A 17,790-nucleotide genomic window follows, 5' to 3' on the forward strand; every position below is an offset into this window, starting at 1 on the left:
GCGGGTCCTCCAGGGGCGGGGCACCCCCTTGCGGGCAGAGATGCTCCCGATTTTTCACCCCCTACAGGGTCCCTAAGGGGCCTTCCGCCGCCAGGAGTCCTCATGGAAGCGGCGATTTCGGCGCAGGCGCTGTCCGATCTGACCGGGCTCTCGACCCGGCGCCTGCGCGAGCTGGCGGAGAAGGGCGTGCTGCCTCGGACACCGCGGGGCCTGTTCCCGCACCCGCAGGCGATCCGGGCGTACTGCTCCGGCCTTCGCGAGCAGGCGGCCGGCCGGAGCAGCGACGAGAGCGGCGGTCAGGAACTGGTGCGGGAGCGCGCCCTGCTCGCCCGGGAGCAGCGCGAGGCCCAGGCACTGAAGAACGCGGTGCTGCGCGGCGAGACCATCGACGCCAGCGAGGCTGAGCGGCGCTGGACGGACGAGATGGTGCGGCTGCGGTCGCGCCTCCTCGGCGTTCCGAGCGACGTGGCGCAGCTCGCGCCGCACATGACGAAGCACGACATCGCGACCGTCGACCGGGCGCTGCGCGATGCGATGGACGAGGCCAGCCGTGCCGAACCCGACGCGGCTTGACCTCGCGGTCGCCCGTTCCCTCGCCAAGCTCCGGCCCCCACCCCGCAAGCCGCTCTCAACCTGGATGGAGGACAACCTTCGCCTGCCCGAGGGGCTCGCGGCGAAGGCCGGCCCGATCCGCCTCTGGCCGTTCCAGCGCGCGATCGCCGACGCGATCACCGATCCGGAGATCGAGCGCGTCACGGTCAGGAAGTGCGTGCGCGTCGGCTACACCACCCTGCTGACGGGAACGCTGGCGAGCTTCGTCGCGAACGAGCCGGCGCCGCTCCTGCTGCTGCTGCCCACCGACGACGACTGCCGGGACTACGTCGTGTCCGACATGGAGCCGGTCTTCGACGCCTCCCCGGTGGTCGCCCGCGCGCTTTCCAGCGACGTCGACGAGAGTGGCCGCAACACGATCCGGCACCGCCGCTTCCCAGGCGGGTCGCTCAAGGTGGTGGCCGCCCGCTCGCCGCGGAACCTGCGGCGTCACACCGTCCGGGTCCTCCTCATTGACGAGGAGGACGGCATGGAGGTCACGGACGAGGGCGACGCGATCGATCTGGCGATCAAGCGCACGCTCTCGTTCCCGAACCGCAAGATCATCCGGGGCTCGACGCCGACCGACGCCGACACCTCGACCATCTGCCGGGAGTACGAGGCCAGCGACCAGCGCGTCTACGAGATCCGCTGCGTGGAGTGCGGCGAGTTCGCCGAGCCGCGTTGGGAGCAGATCGAGTGGGAGAAGGAGCGCGACGGCCGGGGCGTGGTGGTCGCGCACCGGACGAAGACCGCGGCCTGGGCCTGCCCGCACTGCGGTGTGCTGATCCCCGAGCGGTTCAAGGCCGAGATGGTCGCGAACGGCCGCCACCAGCGAGCTCGAAGGCAACCGCGAGGGCTCGAAGTTTCAGTCCATGACCCGGATCGGCACCGCGACCCACACCATGCGGATCTCGCCCGCCGAGGCCGCGCGGCTGGGCTACCTGCTGCAGGCCAACGACACCGTGGTGCTGCTGGACCGCGCCGGCACCCCGGCCTTCACCGTGGCCCGCGTCGGCCCCCGGGATAGCGGCGAGCTCGCCGTCGAGCTGACGGCCGGAGCGAGCGCATGCCGCATCATCCTCTCCGACGACGGTCGCCTGATCATGCCGCGGCAGGGCGCCCAGATCAGCGTCGGCATCATGGGCGTGCAGGTGTTCAGCGGGATCCTGAAGTCCCCGCGCTGCACTTTTAGCAAGGGGCAGGGCGGCATCATGATCCTGAACGCCTCCGGCCACGACACCGAGGGCAAGGGCAAGGAGGGGCAGCAGACCACCAAGGAGGACGGCACCCTCGGCGACTTTCTCTCCGACATGGGCAAAAAGGCCGGCTACTCGGTCAAGATCGACCCCGAATTGGCGAAGATCAAACGAGCCTTCTGGGCGGCCGAGGGGCGCAGCTTCCACCACATGGCGCAGGTGCTGGCCAACGAGTACGGCGCCACGCTGAAGTTCGCCGGCAAGAAGGCGGTGCTGGCCAAGCGCGGCAAGGGCATGGCCCCGAACGGCCAGGCCCTACCCACGATCCGCGCCACCTTTCCGGACAACCTGATCAACGTGGACATGGAGCCTTACGAGGGCAGCGCGGTCTTCCGCGATGTCCGGTTCTCGTGGTTCGACCGGAAGAAGGCGCGGTTCGAGGAGGAGAAGGCCGACGTCCGCCTTGGTCAAACCTCCGGCGCCGGCCCAGCGACCAAGGTCATGCGCGGGCGTGCCGCCAGCAAGGAGGACGCAAAGGACCGGTCCGAGGGTCGGGCCAACACCTCCGAGCGGGACAAGGGCGGCGGCACGGTCGAGATCGACATTGAGCCGCGCGCACGCGCGGAGGCGACCTGCATCATCTCCGGCACGCGGCCGGGCATCGACGGCACCTACCGGATCGCCAGCGTCACCCACACCCTGCGACCAGGCGCGGCCGGCGGTGCCACGACCAAGCTCGAGCTGAAGCAGCCGGACGACAAGGCCGGCAAGGATTCCCGCAAAGCCGGCGACTGAGCCGCGCGGGCTGACCCCGGCCGGCCCTGCCGGCCTTGATCCCTGACATCGTGAGGACCACCATGGACGTCGCTGAGATCCAGCGCGCTCTCATCGCGCGCGGCTATGACCTGGGCGCAGCCGGCGCCGACGGTGATGCCGGGCCCAAGACCATCGCGGCCGTGATGGCGTTCCAGCGCTCGGCTGGGCTGGTGCCGGACGGCATCGCCGGACCGCTGACGCAGAAGGCGCTTCAGGCAGACGACGTCACCCAGCGCCGTGCTGAGCCGGACCAGCCCGCGTGGCTGACCCTGGCGAGCCACGACCTCGGCACCGTCGAGGGCATCGGCAAGGCGAACAACCCGAAGGTGATCGCCTACTTCAAGGACGCCGGCTTTGCGGGCGTGAAGGACGACGCGACCGCGTGGTGTGCCGTTTTTGTGAACGCCATGCTGGAGCGGGCAGGCCGGCGCGGCTCGCGCAGCCTTGCGGCCCGATCGTTCGAGGGCTGGGGCGTCGGCCTGACCGAGCCGGCGCTGGGCTGCATCGCCACGAAGAAGCGGGGCAACTCGTCCTGGCAGGGCCACACCGGCTTCGTGGTCGGCGCTAACAAGGACCAGATCTTCCTGCTCGGCGGCAACCAAGGTGACAAGGTCTCGGTGGCTGCGTTCAAGCGGTCCGAGTTCACCGCCTTCCGCTGGCCGGCTGACGTGCCGCTGCCGGTCGCGGCGAAGCTGCCCACCTCGATTGCGGGGGCGCGCTCCGGCGTGAGCGAGGCGTGAGCGACGATCGCCGCCCCGTCTTCCCGCCGGCCCCGCGCCGCGCGAGCGACCCGCCGGTCCTGTTCCCGCCGAACCCGTCGCCCTGGGCCCGCCTCGGCCGCTGGCTCTTCGACCGCCTCACCGGCGGTGAGCCACGGTGCAGCCAGCAGCAGGGCGGTTGCGTGAGGGGGGACTAACGCAACCGCCCTGCCGACCGCCGGCGTAGGCTGATCGGGCTTGGCTCGGCGGCCGATCCACACTGAGATCCCCGCCTTCGACGCGCAAGCCGCCCGCGGTGTGGCCGCGCACCCGAGATCCCGAGCCGGCCGGGTCCCGCCGCGCATCCTCCTCATATTGAGAGCGCCACCATGAACAGCGAACAGCTGACCTCCCTGCTGCGCACCGTCCTCCAGTTCGCGGGCGGCATCGCCGTTGGCCGCGGCTGGATCGACGCCGAGACCTCCACCGCTATCGTCGGCGCGCTCGTCACGATCGCGGTGACCGGCTGGGGCCTGTACGCGCGGCGCAACACCGGGCTCGTCGCCGCGGCGGCGGCCGTGCCGGGCGTCCAGACGATCACCGCGGCGCCGGCCCTGGCCGACAAGGTGCCGGCGGTCAACGTCGTCCCGGTGCGCTGACCGTGATCTGGTCGCCCGGCTGGTGGGTGGGGCAGGCGCTCGCCTTCCTCGCCCGCTTCCTGAACGACCTCGCGGAGCGCAAGCGCGCCGAGGCCGCCCTGCGCGATCTCGGCGCCGCCACGCAACGCGCGGACAGCCTGCGCGAGGCCGAGCGCCAGGAACAGCGGGCCCGGACCGCGGGCGCCGCCGCGGCCGAGGCCACCGACGATCCCCGCGACCTGAGGGACTGAGCATGACCACCTTCACCTGCGCGGTCGGCTTCTTCGTGCTGACCTGCTCGGCGCCAGACCCTGTGCCGGACGCTGCCCGCTTCTGCCAGACCGTCGAGGCACCGGTCCGCTATAGCCGGACCGACACCGCCGAGACGCGCCGGCAGCTGCGCGCGCTGAACGCGAAGTGGCGGGCCGTGTGCGCGCCGCAGGGCGAGCGCTGATCATGCGCCCGGCATTCCGAGCGAGGCGTCAGTGACATGGCCGCCGGGAGCGCCCCGACAGCTGCTGCGGCCAGCCCGCACCGCCCCGCCTTCACGCGCCACGCGAGCTCGAAAGAAAGCCTGATGGGAGAGCAGCAGCCCACCTCGGACGATGCCGCCTGGGTGAAGATGCAGATCATCGCCTTCGCCTGGGTCATGTCCATGGCGATCGACCGGGAGCCGCCGGTGCGGCAGCTCTCACGGGAGGTCGTGAACCCCGGCAAACAGGTGCGTCCGGGCGAGCGCCTGCTGATTCAGGGCTCACGCGTGCGGGCGCGCCAGTGCGAGCTCACGCGGCGCTGGTGGATCATCGATGGCATGGGCCGGCGCCTGGACTTCGAGCCGGAGCGCTTCGACGCCTACGGCGAGGTCGGCTCCGAGACCGAGGTCATCGGGCCGCACGTGCCGCTCGACGCCATGCCCGGCCGCGGCCGAATCCTCGGCGTGCTGGCCTACGACTGCAACCCGCTGCAGCGCGCGCTCGGCTGGTCGATCGTGGTGATGCTGCCGGCATTGGAGTTCGAGATCCTGCCGCGGGAGCGGGCGCCGTGACCTGCCCAGCGCCCGATCAGGATCTCAGCGCCGTGGTCGCCTTGGCGTGCCTGCTGGCCGGGCTGATCATCGGCGGGGTGGTTGCGGCACGCGGGCCGCCGGGGTGAACCTTCCGCTCCTCGGCAGGTTGGCCCAGCATCGCATGAAACACCTTAGCCCGCCCGGCCCCGCCGCGGCGGGCTTTTTCGTGCCTCCCGTATCCCATGTGAAGGCGTGGGCCTGTAGGTGCCGTAACGTCGAGCTGTCGGTCGAGCATAGCCCCCGGCCGGCTCTCCTGCTGCACTCTCTTCCGGCCCCCTCGGATCGCGGCAGGAGTTCGGACCCTACCACTTAGCCCGCCCGGCCCCGCCGCGGCGGGCTTTTTGTTACTGCCGTTTATCATTTATGGGCGACAGAAGCCACGATTGCTGATCTACGTTGGCAGGGTCGCTTCCCGTCCGAGACTACTATGCCGCCTTACATAATTGATACCGATGACAATGGTAATTTTGTACCAGGGGATCTTGAAGCTGGTATCAACTGTCCAAAGCAGGCCAGGACAGAGGCACATCGAGTGCTAGGGTCTATGACCTACTACGCTCTGCCAGATGGTGAGCACCGTGTGCTACGCGCCACCGTTCGCGACAAGAACGGGCAAGAGATCTACGTGGCGACCGTCACGTTTGCGGGCGAGTGGAAGATCCCGCAGACCGCCTGATGAGACTCGGGCCGCCCGGCTCACCGCCGCGGCGGGCTTTTTCGTCTGCGCTGCCTGGGGTGGTCGGCCGCAGCTTCGTCCTGCACCTCCGCCTCAGCCGCGAGGAACCCGATGACGGTGCCCAACCGGGTGGGCATTGCCGGCGCCCGCAGTGGTTCGGCGCACCGCGTGCCGAATCTGTTCATCCCGTGTTGTGCGTACGAACACGGCTTCCGGGTTGAAACAAAGGGGTAGCGCACCAGACGCGATGGATCTTCGATTGCGTACGATCGTTAGCAATTCATATCACATCATAGTTCCGGCGCGCTCGCAAAAATGATGGCCCCGGTGAACAACACTGTTCATGGCGTCGTGGCGCGCGCCGGACCTCTGGGACCAGACATCGGGTCCTGTAAGGAGCGGCTGGCAGGCGGTGGGGTGCGCACCGCAAGGAAGGCCCTCCTTCTGGCGGAAGGCTTCCGGCTTCAGTACCGGGTCTTGCGTTGCGCAACCGAGGCCTTCGACGAAATATACGTGCTCGGGACTGGCGAGGCCGCCCAGCTGCGCCACTCGCGTGCCTGTACCCGCTACATACCAGCACACGAGCCACTCAGCGCTTTGTTCGAACACCGCGGCGAGGCCCTCAATGTCTTGTGCGCGAAGCACCACATCGACTGCGTACTTCCGAGCTGTAGCAGCACCACGCGTCTCCTCGCCGCCCATGGTTCGCACCTGCAAACGCCGCACTTCCCTGTCCCGGCACCGGACACCTTCGCTGCTCTAGACGACAAGTGGGAATTCGCGCAGGTCTGCGCCGCCCTGGGGCTTCCGGCTCCACCGACCCGGCTGTTCGCGACTGCCAACGAGTTGCGGCAGGCAGCCGAGGACCGCACCGTCACATTCCCGTTGATGATCAAACCGACCGCAATGTGGGGCAGTTACGGGGTCCAGCGGCTGGACACGCCCGAACAGATTCCAGACAAGCTGAGCTTCAGCCCCGTTTTATGCCAGGACTACCTTCCGGGCGACGATCTCTGCGTGTTCTATCTGTGTCAGGCCGGGCAGATCCTCGAGACGTTCCGCTACCGCCGTACGACGGTAGGGGTCGAGAGCGTCGAGGAGCCGGAGGTTGACCACCATGCTGCCGCCTTGATCCGCCATTTTGGCTACGATGGCGTGATCGGCTTCGACGTGCGCCGGACCCCCGACGGGCGTGTCGCCTTCATCGAGTGCAATCCGCGGTTCTGGTACCGCATGGACGTCGCGATGGTGACAGGCGTAAATTTTGTCACTTTGGGCTGCGCTACATCTCCCGTGCCGCGAGGCTTGCAAGGGAATTTCTTGATCCGCTCGCCGAGCCGCCTTGTCCTCGGCCTGCTCAAGCCCTGGGGCCTAAACCGTCTGGAATGGTCATATTTGGGCTACCTGAGCCGCGACTTGGGGGCGAACCTACGCATTGGATTGACGAGCCTCATTAGCGGCCAGCAGGCGCGCGGTCAGCAGTTCTAAGCGCGAACGCATCCGACCGGCGGCCTCACCCTTAGCGGGATGAACCTTAGCCGGTCCTGTGCGTTCACCAGGCACCCAAGAGCTCAACACCTCAGCCCGCCCTGGACCACCCGGGCGGGCGTTTCTTTGCCCGCCGTCCATGGTGATCCGCCGCCGATTCCTCGCGCGCATCGGCCTCGGCTGCCAACCGCCGGATCACGTTGCCCAACCTCGCCAGCCGGGCGCGCCCCTCGCGGTAGGTCGGCGCATCGTAGGCCGACCGCCACGCAGCCAGAATTTGCTCCAGAGTGCAGCCGTGCAGATACCCGGCCGCGAGCGCGCGTCGGCCCTCGTCCGATCCACCCATGCGCGTGCTCAGTGCGCTTCGCACTGGCAGTGCCGCGCTCGAAAGTCAGTTTAACGATCGCGAGCCCGCTCGGCGATCTCAACGGTAACGCCGAAACCCATGGCGCCGTGGCGGACCTCCTGGCGGAGAGGGCGGCGAGCTTCGGCGAGATCACTGCTCTGCCCGTGTTCCAGAGGGGCGGGGCGGCCGCCGCTCTCCAGGCCGTGACCCTGTACGTCCACAGCGGGCAGGTGCTGCCGGTGTTGTCGCAGAACGGCACCATCGACGTCGCGCCAGCTCAGCGGCTCAATCGACTGAGCGCCGAGAAGATGCTGCAGGGTCTTAGCTACAGCTTCCTTGCCGCTCCTGTGGCGGGCTCCGGTATGCAGGCGAGCAACACCGACATACTGGTCCTCGCGGCCGTCCTAACCGGACAGGGACAGAGCGCCCGTGTCGCCGCCGAGCATGTCATCGCCAACATGGCGCAGCTGGGGGTGAACTGGCTCAGCGAGGGCAAACCGGTCACCGATCCGACCGAGTGCGCGCGTCGTCACGGCCGACGTGGAGAGCTTCCTCACCGAGAAGCTGCCGGTCTGGCACCGGCTCGGGGTCGTCTAGCAACGTTTTCTTGCATCGCAGCGTAGATCGAATACGGGAGGCGCCATGAGCATCCAACCCGTCTCCCGCGAGCGCCATGCCCACTTGCGCTGGAAGGGCTTTTCGAGCTTCGCGTTTGCGGCCTCGACCACGCTTGCGCCACTCGCGGCCGCGGAGATCAGCCAGGCTGCCCTGGCGCTGCCGCTCGCCTTCATCGAGCGCGATGGGCACTGGAGCATGGCGGCCGTGCTCGGTCTCATGCCCGGCCAAAACCTCTACGTGGACGCAGGCGGTGTCTGGCTCGGCCGCTACATCCCGGCAGCCCTTCGTGGTTACCCCTTCCTGATTGGGGCACGGGCCGATAGTGAGCCGCCGCCCTGTATCGATGCATCGAGCGGCCTCGTCACGCCGGGGGAGGGTGAGCCCTTCTTCGATGAGGCCGGGAGCCTGAGCCCTACGGTCACGCAGGTCATGCGCTTTCTGGAGCAGACGGCACAGAGCGAGGCCACCCTGGTCGATGCCTGTGAAACCCTCGCGAGCTTCGCCGTTCTGGAAGCCTAGCCCATCACGGGTCAGGACGAGGAAGGCCCGCGGCAGGTGAACGGCCTTCACCGCATCAGTGAGGCAGCGCTCAATCGCCTCGACGACCGCGCATTTGGCGCCGTACGCCAGGGCGGCGCCCTCGCCGTCGCCTACGCACAGCTCCTGTCCATGGGGAATTCGGTGGATCTCGGAAAGCTCGCCCAGGCGCGCGCAGCACGCGGCGCTGGCTCGGGCGGCCCAGCGGGCGAGCGCGGCACCTCCGTTAACTCTGCCCAACGACGACGCAATTGATTGTGATTGAGACTGGAGCAAACTTGGGCGTTAAAAGCGTCTGCCTGGTATGCAGCAAAAAATTTGCAGATAACTCCCGTTTGTGGAAGGTCCGTCTTCCGTGTCAGAGTGGTTTGTTATGGTGTACACAAGCGTACCAAAGAGGTTGTTCCCGGACACGTGGGTGTTTCGCGCGGAGGTCCGGCTGAGCGCTGCCCCAACCCAAGGCCTGAGCGGTTGGCGGTAACGGCAGGCGATCGCATGGCCACTCCCGAGAAGGGCACCGACCCTGAGACCTTCGCGCTGCGCCAAGCTTGCGGGTGCCTCCTGAAGGAGATGCGCGAGCGCAGCGGCCACACCCAGGCCTCGCTCGCCAAGTTGATGGGCTACGAGATCAAGACCTTCGTCAACCAGGTCGAGCTCGGGCGCTCACGCCTGCCGCCAGACCACGTCGCCGGCTGGGCGCGAGCCTTCGGCGTCTCTGAGCGGGCGCTGGCTTTCATCACCCTGCGCTACTACGACCCGATCACCTTCGCGACCCTGTTCGGGCCGGTCCCGCCGGCCTTGCAGGCTAGCGACCCAGCCGCGCAAATCCGCGTGCTGGAGGAAACGATCGCAGACCTCTCGCGCATCCTCGTCGCGGCGAAGGAAGACCCAGTTCGTCCACCGGAGGGTTTGCCGTAGCTCCAGCTGGACCCTTGAGCGGCGCAGGGAAGTCCTGAAGGCCTGAGAAATCCCGCCAGCCAGCATGCCTGGTCTCGCCGCGGCGGGCTCCCTTCTATGCTCAGCCCTCAGGCAGGCCGGCGCCATCAGCGGCCGGCGGAATCGAAGGTTTCGCCGGCACAGGCGGCGTGCCAAGTCTCGTGAGTGCCTCGACTTGACGAGCCAGCATCTGAACCTGCTCCGCCAGTCCCGCGACCTGCCCCTGCAGCGCCGTCATGGGCTCGGGGCTAGCGGTCTCGCGCGCGGCCCGACGTCCGCGCTTCGGGAACTCATCGACCCGCGCGTCTAGGGTAGCCTGCAACTTCTGCTGTAGCTCCTCGGCCTCATCCCCGAAGAGGAGCGCGAACGTCTGCGGATCGTAGTACCGCATCATCATCTTCGCGAAGTCGCGCGGTTCCGACCGTAGCGCGACAGCCCACGCGGCCACCTCGGACGGTGGAATGCGGGAACGGCCAGTCTCGACCATGGAGACGAAGACCTTGGTGCTGCCGGCGTGAAGCGCGAAATCTGTCTGCGAGTAACCTATTATCTCGCGCAGTTGTTTGACGATCTTGCCACCCTGCTGCCGTAGGCTTGTTGTTTCAGAATCTGCCAGCTTCTGAGGCCGAGCGGACATCAATCAATCCCTAGATCAGGCCAGTGCTATAGAGATGGAGCTTATGCATGCAAGCGTCGAGGCGCACGGCATCCGACAAGCACCACTGCATTTTTACGAGACTCATGGGGCCGGGAAGCAGGGAGGTCAAGATACCGACGGTAGTTTATCAGTGCGCATACTCTACGCATCAATCGTTGAGTAATGCCCAGCCGGTTGTGATAATTTTGCCGCAGGCTCGTCCCAGGATTCGTATGAGCTGGCCCATGGAGCGTTTGTCGAGCACCGCCGGAATAGCTATCCCGAAGTATGATATTTTCATACCCTGAAAAATATGATGCACTGTGAGGGTGTTACGACTGACCAGCAAGGCGAAAGCGAGTCGCATTTCTCTATACTTTTGTCGTCGTTTCTCATACTCTGCTGAAAAGATGCGACGGCGCATGAAGAAGCGCTGGACAGAGATTGGTTTCGTGAATTAGATACCCATCGACCGATCCACCGGTCCGAAGCAGCACATGATCCTGACAGCACAACAGTGTTGGATGGGACTGCGCGTCGCATGGGGATAATCATGGCTCTCTCAGCAGCCCAGCTCAATACAATATATCAGAACGTCCTGTTCCGGAACGCCGACACTGCGGGCATCCAGTTCTTCGCCAACCGCACGGACATCTCGGACGCCCAGGTGCGTCAGCAGATCGAACTGTCGGCCGAGGCCACTCAGTTCATCTCGCCGATCGTGCGCCTGTACCAGACCGTACTCGGTCGCGTGCCGGATCAGGACGGCCTGCGCTTCTTCTCGTTCCTGCTGCGTCAAGGCAGTACCCTCGAGGCGGTCACCGGCACGCTCCTGGCCTCGGACGAGTTCAAGGCCAAGACGACGGCCACCGCTGGCTCGGTCGACCTGACCGACACGGCCGCGGGCGCCACCAACCAGCTCATCTCGGACACCTTCCAGGCGATCCTCGGTCGTCAGCCGGTTCCCGGCGAGTTCGCCTTCTTCCAGGGCCGTTCGGCCGCCTCGATCCTGTCGCTTGTCGCCGGCTCGCCGGAAGCCACGCAGGTCAACGCAGCTAACACGCTCACCTTCCTCGACTCAGTTGCCCAGGGCTCCTACCCGACGGGCACGCTCAGCGCGCAGACTGGCGGTACCGGCGGTGGCAACAACGCCGGCCAGACCTTCACGCTCACCAACGCTGCGGTTACGGGCATCCCGGACACCCTCACCGGCACTGCCAACAACGACACCTTCAACGCTGCTGCTCCCGGCGTACTGAACAACGGCGACAACATCAGCGGTGGCGCGGGTACGGACACGATCAACGTCAGCCTCAACGCTGGCCTTGCCAACGGTACGGGTTCCGCTGGTGGTACGATCCTGCCGACTCTGAGCTCGGTCGAGGTCGTGAACGTCACGAACTCGTCCGCTGCTTTTCAGATCCTGGATCTGTCCTCGTCTGCGGGCGTGACCAACGTCAACGTTCAGAACGTCGCGACCGTCGGTAGTGGCGTTGGCGTCCAGAATATCGCGGCCAACACCGTGAAGCTCGGCGTGAGCAACGTTGGCGACACGGGCGTTACGGGCACCCCAGTCCTCTTCACGTTCCAGAACGCGGCGCTGGCCGGCGGTTCCGACACGGTTGACCTTACCGTCAGCAACGTCGGCACGGCCACCGGCACGACGGCCGCAACGGCGCCGGCTATCACGATCCAGGGCGCTGCCGGTTCGAACAGCGGCGCCGAAACCGTCAGCCTGCACGTCAACGGCAACACCACCCTGGCGAACCTCAACGTCTTGACGACCGGCGGTGGCGCGACTGGTCTCACCAAGCTCGTCATCGACGGCTCGGGCAACCTGGCCATCGGCAACGCTGCGGCTGGCACCGGCATCGACTTCGTGGGCGCCGCTGGTCCTGGCTCGATCGATGCTTCCAAGGCTACCGGCAATGTGAGCATCGCGCTGCAGGCTGGCGGCAACAACGATGCCGTGAGCTTCCTTGGCGGCTCGGGCAACGATACGATCTCGTTCAACGGCACCCTTGATGCTCTCGACTCCGTCGATGGTGGCGCGGGCCGCGACACGGTCCAGGCCACGACCTTCCAGTCGGTCGTCAACGCCGCGAACGTGATCAAGAACGTTGAGATCGTGAACGTCGCTGGTGTCGTTGCCGCCGGTGGTCAGGCTCTCGATGCTTCGAAGATCACCGGCCTCGACACCATCGTGTTCGGTGGGACGGGTGCCAACACCACCACCATTAACAACGCAGGCGCCAACTTCACTGTCGGCTTCGGTAACGGTGGCTCGGCAGGCGGTACGATCACCGTCAACGAGACCAACGCGACGCTCGGTACGAACACCACCGACGTTCTGAACGTCAACCTCGGTACGAGCACTGGTGGTGGTACTGCTCAGGACTTCGGAACCATCTCGGCTCCGGGTGTTGAGACCATCGCCATCCGTACCCAGAGCAACTCGGTTCTGACGACCCAGGGTTCTGACGCGGTCGCGATCACGACCGATGCCAGCACCAAGGCTATCACGGTCGCCGGCAACGAGTACCTCACGGTGACGGCGAACAACGGTGGCGCCGCCATCCAGACCTTCGACGCTTCGGCCAGCACGGGCGGCGTGAACACCGCCAACGTGACCTTCGCCAACGCCGGTGCCACGATCCGTGGTAGCGGCGCTCCGACGAGCGGCACGGTCGGCTTCACCATCAACAACGTCACTGTGGCCAACAACCTCGTCGGTGGCACGGGCAACGACACGATCGTCGGCGGCTCGGGCAACGACCGCATCGACGGTGGTGCGGGCACGGGTTCGGACAGCCTCACCGGCGGTACGGGCCGTGACACGTTCGTGCTGAACGCCAACGGCAACGCGGCGAACCTCGCCAGCCCGGTCGTCGACACGATCACCGACTTCCAGCTCGGCGCCAACGGCGACCTTCTGGACTTCACGAACGTGCCGAACCTGCCGGTCCTGAACGGCGACGTGTCGGTCGCGCTCGTGTCCTCGCTGACCGGTGCTCTTCCGGCTGCAGCTACGGCGAACAATCCGGCGGGTCAGGCCGAGATCATCGTCCTAGACGCGAGCGTGGCGGCTCTCCAGGCTGGCAACGCGCAGCAGCTCAACGCGGCGCTGTTCAACCTGGGCGGCTCCGGTACCTACGGCAACGTGATCGTGGCCTACTCGAACTCGGCGACCGGCAACGTTCGCCTGGCGACGGCCCAGATCGTGGGTGGCGACATCACCAACGTCACCGACGTGGCGGTGCTGTCGAACATCACGACCTCCGCGTTTGCCTCGGGCTTCGCTGGTGGTACGGCGGGCGCTGGATACACCGGTAACCTGCTGGTCGGTGGTACGGCGCTCGGCGTTCCGGGTGTGACCTTCACAGCCAACAAAGTCGGCTTCAACACGACGTTGGCCGCGGACTCGGTCGAAGGCGTCGCTGTCGGCGGCGGCAACGACACCATCAACGCCACCGCGGCTCAGCTCGTCGGCGCTACCCTTCAGGGCGCGGCCGGCACCGACACGCTCAACATCACCACGACCACGGCCGTGGACCAGACGGTTGCGCTCAACACGATCGAGGTCGTCAACTTCACCGGCAACACGCCTGTCGGCACTGGGCTTACGTTCACGACCGACGCGGCAACCGCCGCGACGATCAACAACACGTCGGCCAATGCGTCGACCGTGACGCTCGGCTCGGCCAACCTGACGTTCAACGGCGGCAGCGTCGTCGATACGGTGAACTTCAACACCAGCGGTGCCACGGCCAATGGCGGCGACGGTGCTGATGTCTTCAACGTGACGGGGACCAAGACCGGCACCATCAATGGTGGGGCAGGCACCGACGTTCTGGCGATTACTGCTGGTGCGGCGGCTGACATTACAGGTCTCTCGCTCTCGAGCGTCGAGACGCTGGATGCCACCAACAACAACAACACCATTACGCTCAGCGTCGCCCAGCACAACGCGTTCACCACGATCACGGCCACCGGTACGCAGACGCTCACCCTGTCTGACGCCGGCACCCTGACGCTGAACGCGGGCATCGAGACCTACAACCTCGGCAACGGCACCAACACCGCCACGCTCGGGGGGACTGGGACTCAGGCCATCAACGGCGGCACCGGTGCTGACAACATCATCGGATCGGCGGCTAACCTGGCCAACGACACGATCAACGGTAACGGCGGTATCGACACGCTCACCTTCACCGACTCGGCGGGCACCTTCACGCTCGCTACGGCTGGCGGCGGCGGCGCGGCGGTGACCAACGTCGAGAACGTTGTTCTCAACGCTGGTGCGACTGCTCTGACTCTTACCGCTGGGATCCAGACTGTGTCTTCGGCCGCGGCCGCCGGCATCATTCAGGCCAATGGCAACAGCTCCCAGACCTTCACCGGTGCGGGTGCCTTCACGGTCACGGATGGAACCGGTGCCGATACCATCACCTTCACTGGAACGGCTGGTAACACCGTGAACGCGACGGGTGGTGGCATCAACACCATCACCCTGAACGCCACCAACGCTGCGGCCGACACCATCGGCATCAACGATGGCGCCGGCACTGCGGGTGTGGTCGCATCGGCTAACCGGTTTGTCGCAAGCGGCTTCACCGCCGCCAACGACATCGTCCGGCTTGACGCGGAGCAGACTACAGCTGGCACGGCGTCTGGCCAGAATGCTGTCATCCAGGCGGCGAATGCTGCGGGTGCCGTGACCGCGGCAGCTACAGCTGACGTGCTGGTGTTCAACTTCGACGCTGGTGGTGCTGCCAACGTCCTCACCAACGATCTGACCGGCGCGGCTCTCCTGGCCAACACCGGCGCGATCAGCACGGGTGGCGCCCAAATCGGCTACATCGTGGCCTACGACGCCGGCAACGCCTACCTGTACTCCTACAACTCGGCGACCGCGGGTGCGAACACCGACGTTGGGGCCGGCGACATCGCACTGGTCGGTACGATCAACAACGTGGCTGTTGGCTCGCTCCAAACCGCCAACTTCCTCGTCACGACCTGATCGGCACTTGGATCGGCAGGGGCGGTTTACCGCCCCTGCCACTCAACTCCTGCGGCAGGCCACCTACGGTGGCCTGCCGTTTTCTTGTGAGGGACACTGGAACGCACACCATGGCTGCTTGGTCCGAAGGCTACGTTGCCGACATTCCGTACGCCTTGGGCTTCTACCGAGAGACTGTTCCAGCCCATCTGGCCTTGGCCGCTCTCTCCGTCGGCCGGCATCCCGGTTCCGTCGCGAGCCCGCGGCGAGTGCTTGAGCTCGGCATCGGCATGGGACTGAACAGCGTGCTTGCGGCCGCCTCGAACCCTGCCACGCAGTTCGAGGGCATCGATTTCAACCCTCTTCACATCGCGCATGCTCGCGGCTTGGCGGAGGCGGCGGATCTATCCAACATCTCCTTGCTCGAAGCGAGCTTCCAAGATCTCGCCGCCGTGGCTCAGGAGGGTCAGCACGATCTCGATCTCATCGTGCTGCACGGCATCCTCAGCTGGGTCTCGGCTGAGGCGCACGAGGCCATCCTGACGATCGTGCGCAGGCGCCTGAAACCCGGCGGTCTGCTCTACGTCTCCTACAACTGCATGCCCGGCTGGGCCCCGTTCCTGCCGATGCAGCGCCTGATGCGCGAGGTCGGCAAGCGCAACAGCGGCCGGTCGGACAAGTCGGTCGGCGCGGCGATTGACCTGGCGCAAGCTCTCGCCAAGGAGGGCGCCCTGTACTTCGCCGCAAACACCGGCTTGGCCCAGCGCCTCGAGCGCATGGCGAGCATGGACCGGGGCTACCTGCCGCACGAGTATCTGAACGCGAACTGGCACATCTTCCATTTCGCCGACGTGGCCGAGATGTTCGGGCGCGCCAAGCTCGATTTCGTCAGTTCCGCGACGCTGGTCGAGAACGCGGACGGGCTGGCCTTGCCCGCCGGGGCGCGCACGCGGATCGAGGCCGAGGCCGATCCCATCTTCAAGGAGACGTTGCGCGACCTCGCCTCGAACAAGCAGTTTCGGCGCGACCTGTTCGGCCGGGGCACCGGCGCGCTGACGGGGCAGGAGCAGAGCGCCCTGATCGCAGGAACCCGCTTCACGCTCGCCGTGCCGCGCGCGAAGGTCACTTTCACCTTCCCGACTCTGATGGGCGACCTCTCCGGCAAGGCGGAGCTGTACGGCCCGATCGCCGACCGCCTCGCGCAGGGGCCGGCGAGTTTCTCCGAGATCGCCGCGCTGCCGGTGTTCCAGGCCGGCGGCGCGGGCACCGTCCTGCAGGCTCTGACGCTGCTCGTTCACGGCGGCCAGGTGCTGCCGCTGCCGGCAACCCCCACGATGGATTTCGCGCCCGCACAGCGCCTGAACAGCGTCCTTGCCGAGAAGATGAGCCAGGGCCGCACCTACAACTTCCTTGCCGCCCCGCTCGCCGGCTCCGGCGTCCAGGCCACGAACCTCGAACTCCTGATGCTCTCCGCGCTTCGGGCTGGGACGCGCGAGACGGCCGATACCATGAGCGCGGCCCTCACCGAGCGCATGCAGCCACTCGGCCTCGCCTTCCTCACGGACGGCAAGCCGGAGACGGAGCCGCGCGTGATCCGCGCGCGTACCGAGGGCGAGGCGCACGGCTTCCTCACCGAGAAGCTCCCGCTCTGGCGCCAACTCGGCGTGATCTAGATCGATACCCTCTGCCGAGCCTTTGGACCCGACACGATGAGCCGCATCCACCCGGTCACCCCACTGCGCCACGCGAGCCTGCGGTGGCAGGGCATCGAGAGCTACCGCTTCGCGGCCGCCACGGTTCTCGCGCCGCTGGCGGCGGCGGAACTCACCTCGGCCGCGCTCGCCCTGCCGCTCGCCTTCGTCCGGCGCGACGGACACTGGACGCTCGCGGCCGTCCTCGGCCTCGTGCCGGGTCAGAACCTCTTCGTCGATGCCGCGGGCGGCTGGCTGGCGAGCTATGTTCCGGCAACCTTCCGCGGGCATCCTTTCCTGATCGGAGCGCGCCGCGACGGCGAGCCGACGCTCTGCATCGATGAGGCGAATGGCTTGGTTGCAGACGGGCGCGAGGGCGAACCATTCTTCGCCGAAGACGGCGGCCTCGCCCCTGGCGTCCAGCGCGTCTGGTCCTTCCTGGCAGAGACGGCGCGCAGCGAGGCGCTGGTCGTCGAGGCCTGTGATGCGGCAGCCGAGGCCGGCGTGATCGAGCCCTGGCCGATCACCGTGCAGGGCGAGGAAGGGCCACGCGCGATCGAGGGGCTCTATCGGGTGGCCGAGTCACGGCTTGGCGCATTGGAGGACGGCGCTTTCCTCGCCCTGCGCCGCCGCGGCGTTCTGCCGGTCGCCTACGCGCAGCTTCTGTCGATGGGCAACCTGGCCCGCCTCAGTCGCCTCGCCCAGATCCGTGCTCAGTCCGAGGCTCGGGCCACGCAGCAGACGAGCGTGATACCGCCGCTGATCACCTTGCCCAACGACAGCACGATTGACTGGGACTGGAGCAAGATCGGGCGCTGAGGGCGATCGGGGGCGGGGCGCACTGCGGACGGCTC

General features: G+C 66.8%; 17 protein-coding genes and 1 pseudogene. 15 read left to right on the top strand and 3 right to left on the bottom strand.

Annotation, left to right across the window (positions count from 1 at the left end):
• Nucleotides 1-102 precede the first annotated feature (102 nt).
• The 9 genes from DK427_RS08430 to DK427_RS08465 all read left to right on the top strand — a co-directional run bounded on the left by DK427_RS08430 (nt 103) and on the right by DK427_RS08465 (nt 7,172).
• A complete protein-coding gene (locus DK427_RS08430) occupies nt 103-573 on the top strand; it encodes a hypothetical protein (protein ID WP_109950883.1) in 471 nt (156 codons plus the stop codon).
• Nucleotides 551-1,621, top strand: a complete 1,071-nt coding sequence (locus DK427_RS08435; protein ID WP_245930846.1) for a phage terminase large subunit family protein — start codon at nt 551-553, stop codon at nt 1,619-1,621. The genes DK427_RS08430 and DK427_RS08435 overlap by 23 nt, the downstream gene beginning before the upstream one ends.
• Nucleotides 1,622-2,647: 1,026 nt before the next feature.
• On the top strand, nt 2,648-3,346 hold the full coding sequence (locus DK427_RS08440) for an NlpC/P60 family protein (RefSeq protein WP_109950885.1): 699 nt from the start codon (nt 2,648-2,650) through the stop codon (nt 3,344-3,346).
• A 347-nt stretch (nt 3,347-3,693) separates the two neighbouring features.
• Complete coding sequence (locus tag DK427_RS08445; RefSeq protein ID WP_109950886.1) at nt 3,694-3,963, top strand: Pam3-gp28 family putative phage holin; 270 nt, start codon at nt 3,694-3,696, stop codon at nt 3,961-3,963.
• 2 nt (nt 3,964-3,965) lie between these two features.
• The gene (locus DK427_RS08450) at nt 3,966-4,193 is read left to right on the top strand and encodes a peptidoglycan-binding protein (protein WP_109950887.1); all 228 of its coding nucleotides are present in this window, start codon (nt 3,966-3,968) and stop codon (nt 4,191-4,193) included.
• 2 nt (nt 4,194-4,195) lie between these two features.
• Complete coding sequence (locus tag DK427_RS08455; RefSeq protein ID WP_109950888.1) at nt 4,196-4,396, top strand: hypothetical protein; 201 nt, start codon at nt 4,196-4,198, stop codon at nt 4,394-4,396.
• Between the two features lie 123 nt (nt 4,397-4,519).
• Nucleotides 4,520-4,987, top strand: a complete 468-nt coding sequence (locus DK427_RS08460; protein WP_109950889.1) for a hypothetical protein — start codon at nt 4,520-4,522, stop codon at nt 4,985-4,987.
• A 448-nt stretch (nt 4,988-5,435) separates the two neighbouring features.
• On the top strand, nt 5,436-5,684 hold the full coding sequence (locus tag DK427_RS27520) for a DUF6894 family protein (protein WP_425452575.1): 249 nt from the start codon (nt 5,436-5,438) through the stop codon (nt 5,682-5,684).
• 327 nt (nt 5,685-6,011) lie between these two features.
• Nucleotides 6,012-7,172: an ATP-grasp domain-containing protein gene (locus DK427_RS08465; protein WP_162559741.1), complete on the top strand. Its 1,161-nt coding sequence runs from the start codon at nt 6,012-6,014 to the stop codon at nt 7,170-7,172.
• 91 nt (nt 7,173-7,263) lie between these two features.
• Here DK427_RS08465 and DK427_RS26185 read toward each other — a convergent pair whose 3' ends face one another.
• Entirely contained in the window at nt 7,264-7,518 is a 255-nt protein-coding gene (locus DK427_RS26185) for a hypothetical protein (RefSeq protein ID WP_162559742.1), read from the bottom strand.
• Nucleotides 7,519-7,529: 11 nt separating this feature from the next.
• Here DK427_RS26185 and DK427_RS08470 point away from each other — a divergent pair, with 11 nt between their 5' ends.
• The 3 genes and pseudogenes from DK427_RS08470 to DK427_RS08485 all read left to right on the top strand — a co-directional run bounded on the left by DK427_RS08470 (nt 7,530) and on the right by DK427_RS08485 (nt 9,591).
• Nucleotides 7,530-8,141 (top strand): hypothetical protein, encoded by a 612-nt coding sequence (locus DK427_RS08470; RefSeq protein WP_162559743.1) that lies wholly within the window; start codon nt 7,530-7,532, stop codon nt 8,139-8,141.
• Between the two features lie 19 nt (nt 8,142-8,160).
• A pseudogene (locus DK427_RS27020) lies at nt 8,161-8,928 on the top strand (SapC family protein).
• A gap of 240 nt (nt 8,929-9,168) precedes the next feature.
• Entirely contained in the window at nt 9,169-9,591 is a 423-nt protein-coding gene (locus DK427_RS08485) for a helix-turn-helix domain-containing protein (protein ID WP_109950894.1), read from the top strand.
• A gap of 100 nt (nt 9,592-9,691) precedes the next feature.
• Here DK427_RS08485 and DK427_RS08490 read toward each other — a convergent pair whose 3' ends face one another.
• Together DK427_RS08490 and DK427_RS26190 are read right to left on the bottom strand one after the other, a co-directional pair.
• Entirely contained in the window at nt 9,692-10,246 is a 555-nt protein-coding gene (locus DK427_RS08490; protein WP_109950895.1) for a helix-turn-helix domain-containing protein, read from the bottom strand.
• A gap of 169 nt (nt 10,247-10,415) precedes the next feature.
• Complete coding sequence (locus DK427_RS26190; RefSeq protein ID WP_162559745.1) at nt 10,416-10,670, bottom strand: hypothetical protein; 255 nt, start codon at nt 10,668-10,670, stop codon at nt 10,416-10,418.
• A gap of 129 nt (nt 10,671-10,799) precedes the next feature.
• Here DK427_RS26190 and DK427_RS08495 point away from each other — a divergent pair, with 129 nt between their 5' ends.
• The 3 genes from DK427_RS08495 to DK427_RS08505 all read left to right on the top strand — a co-directional run bounded on the left by DK427_RS08495 (nt 10,800) and on the right by DK427_RS08505 (nt 17,755).
• Nucleotides 10,800-15,266 (top strand): beta strand repeat-containing protein, encoded by a 4,467-nt coding sequence (locus tag DK427_RS08495; RefSeq protein WP_162559746.1) that lies wholly within the window; start codon nt 10,800-10,802, stop codon nt 15,264-15,266.
• A 248-nt stretch (nt 15,267-15,514) separates the two neighbouring features.
• Nucleotides 15,515-16,918 (top strand): methyltransferase regulatory domain-containing protein, encoded by a 1,404-nt coding sequence (locus DK427_RS08500; RefSeq protein WP_162559747.1) that lies wholly within the window; start codon nt 15,515-15,517, stop codon nt 16,916-16,918.
• A gap of 36 nt (nt 16,919-16,954) precedes the next feature.
• Entirely contained in the window at nt 16,955-17,755 is an 801-nt protein-coding gene (locus DK427_RS08505; RefSeq protein WP_109950898.1) for a SapC family protein, read from the top strand.
• Nucleotides 17,756-17,790: the final 35 nt, after the last annotated feature.

This window comes from Methylobacterium radiodurans, from assembly GCF_003173735.1.
In the GTDB taxonomy this organism is placed as follows: domain Bacteria; phylum Pseudomonadota; class Alphaproteobacteria; order Rhizobiales; family Beijerinckiaceae; genus Methylobacterium; species Methylobacterium radiodurans.

What these genes read in the sequence shown, in the direction of transcription:
- DK427_RS08495 (WP_162559746.1), top strand. Translation starts at nt 10,800, where the DNA reads ATGGCTCTCTCAGCAGCCCAGCTCAATACAATATATCAGAACGTCCTG.
- DK427_RS08455 (WP_109950888.1), top strand. Translation starts at nt 4,196, where the DNA reads ATGACCACCTTCACCTGCGCGGTCGGCTTCTTCGTGCTGACCTGCTCG.
- DK427_RS08445 (WP_109950886.1), top strand. Translation starts at nt 3,694, where the DNA reads ATGAACAGCGAACAGCTGACCTCCCTGCTGCGCACCGTCCTCCAGTTC.
- DK427_RS26190 (WP_162559745.1), bottom strand. Translation starts at nt 10,670, where the DNA reads ATGCGCCGTCGCATCTTTTCAGCAGAGTATGAGAAACGACGACAAAAG.
- DK427_RS08460 (WP_109950889.1), top strand. Translation starts at nt 4,520, where the DNA reads ATGGGAGAGCAGCAGCCCACCTCGGACGATGCCGCCTGGGTGAAGATG.
- DK427_RS08505 (WP_109950898.1), top strand. Translation starts at nt 16,955, where the DNA reads ATGAGCCGCATCCACCCGGTCACCCCACTGCGCCACGCGAGCCTGCGG.
- DK427_RS26185 (WP_162559742.1), bottom strand. Translation starts at nt 7,518, where the DNA reads ATGGGTGGATCGGACGAGGGCCGACGCGCGCTCGCGGCCGGGTATCTG.
- DK427_RS08485 (WP_109950894.1), top strand. Translation starts at nt 9,169, where the DNA reads ATGGCCACTCCCGAGAAGGGCACCGACCCTGAGACCTTCGCGCTGCGC.
- DK427_RS27520 (WP_425452575.1), top strand. Translation starts at nt 5,436, where the DNA reads ATGCCGCCTTACATAATTGATACCGATGACAATGGTAATTTTGTACCA.
- DK427_RS08440 (WP_109950885.1), top strand. Translation starts at nt 2,648, where the DNA reads ATGGACGTCGCTGAGATCCAGCGCGCTCTCATCGCGCGCGGCTATGAC.
- DK427_RS08490 (WP_109950895.1), bottom strand. Translation starts at nt 10,246, where the DNA reads ATGTCCGCTCGGCCTCAGAAGCTGGCAGATTCTGAAACAACAAGCCTA.
- DK427_RS08430 (WP_109950883.1), top strand. Translation starts at nt 103, where the DNA reads ATGGAAGCGGCGATTTCGGCGCAGGCGCTGTCCGATCTGACCGGGCTC.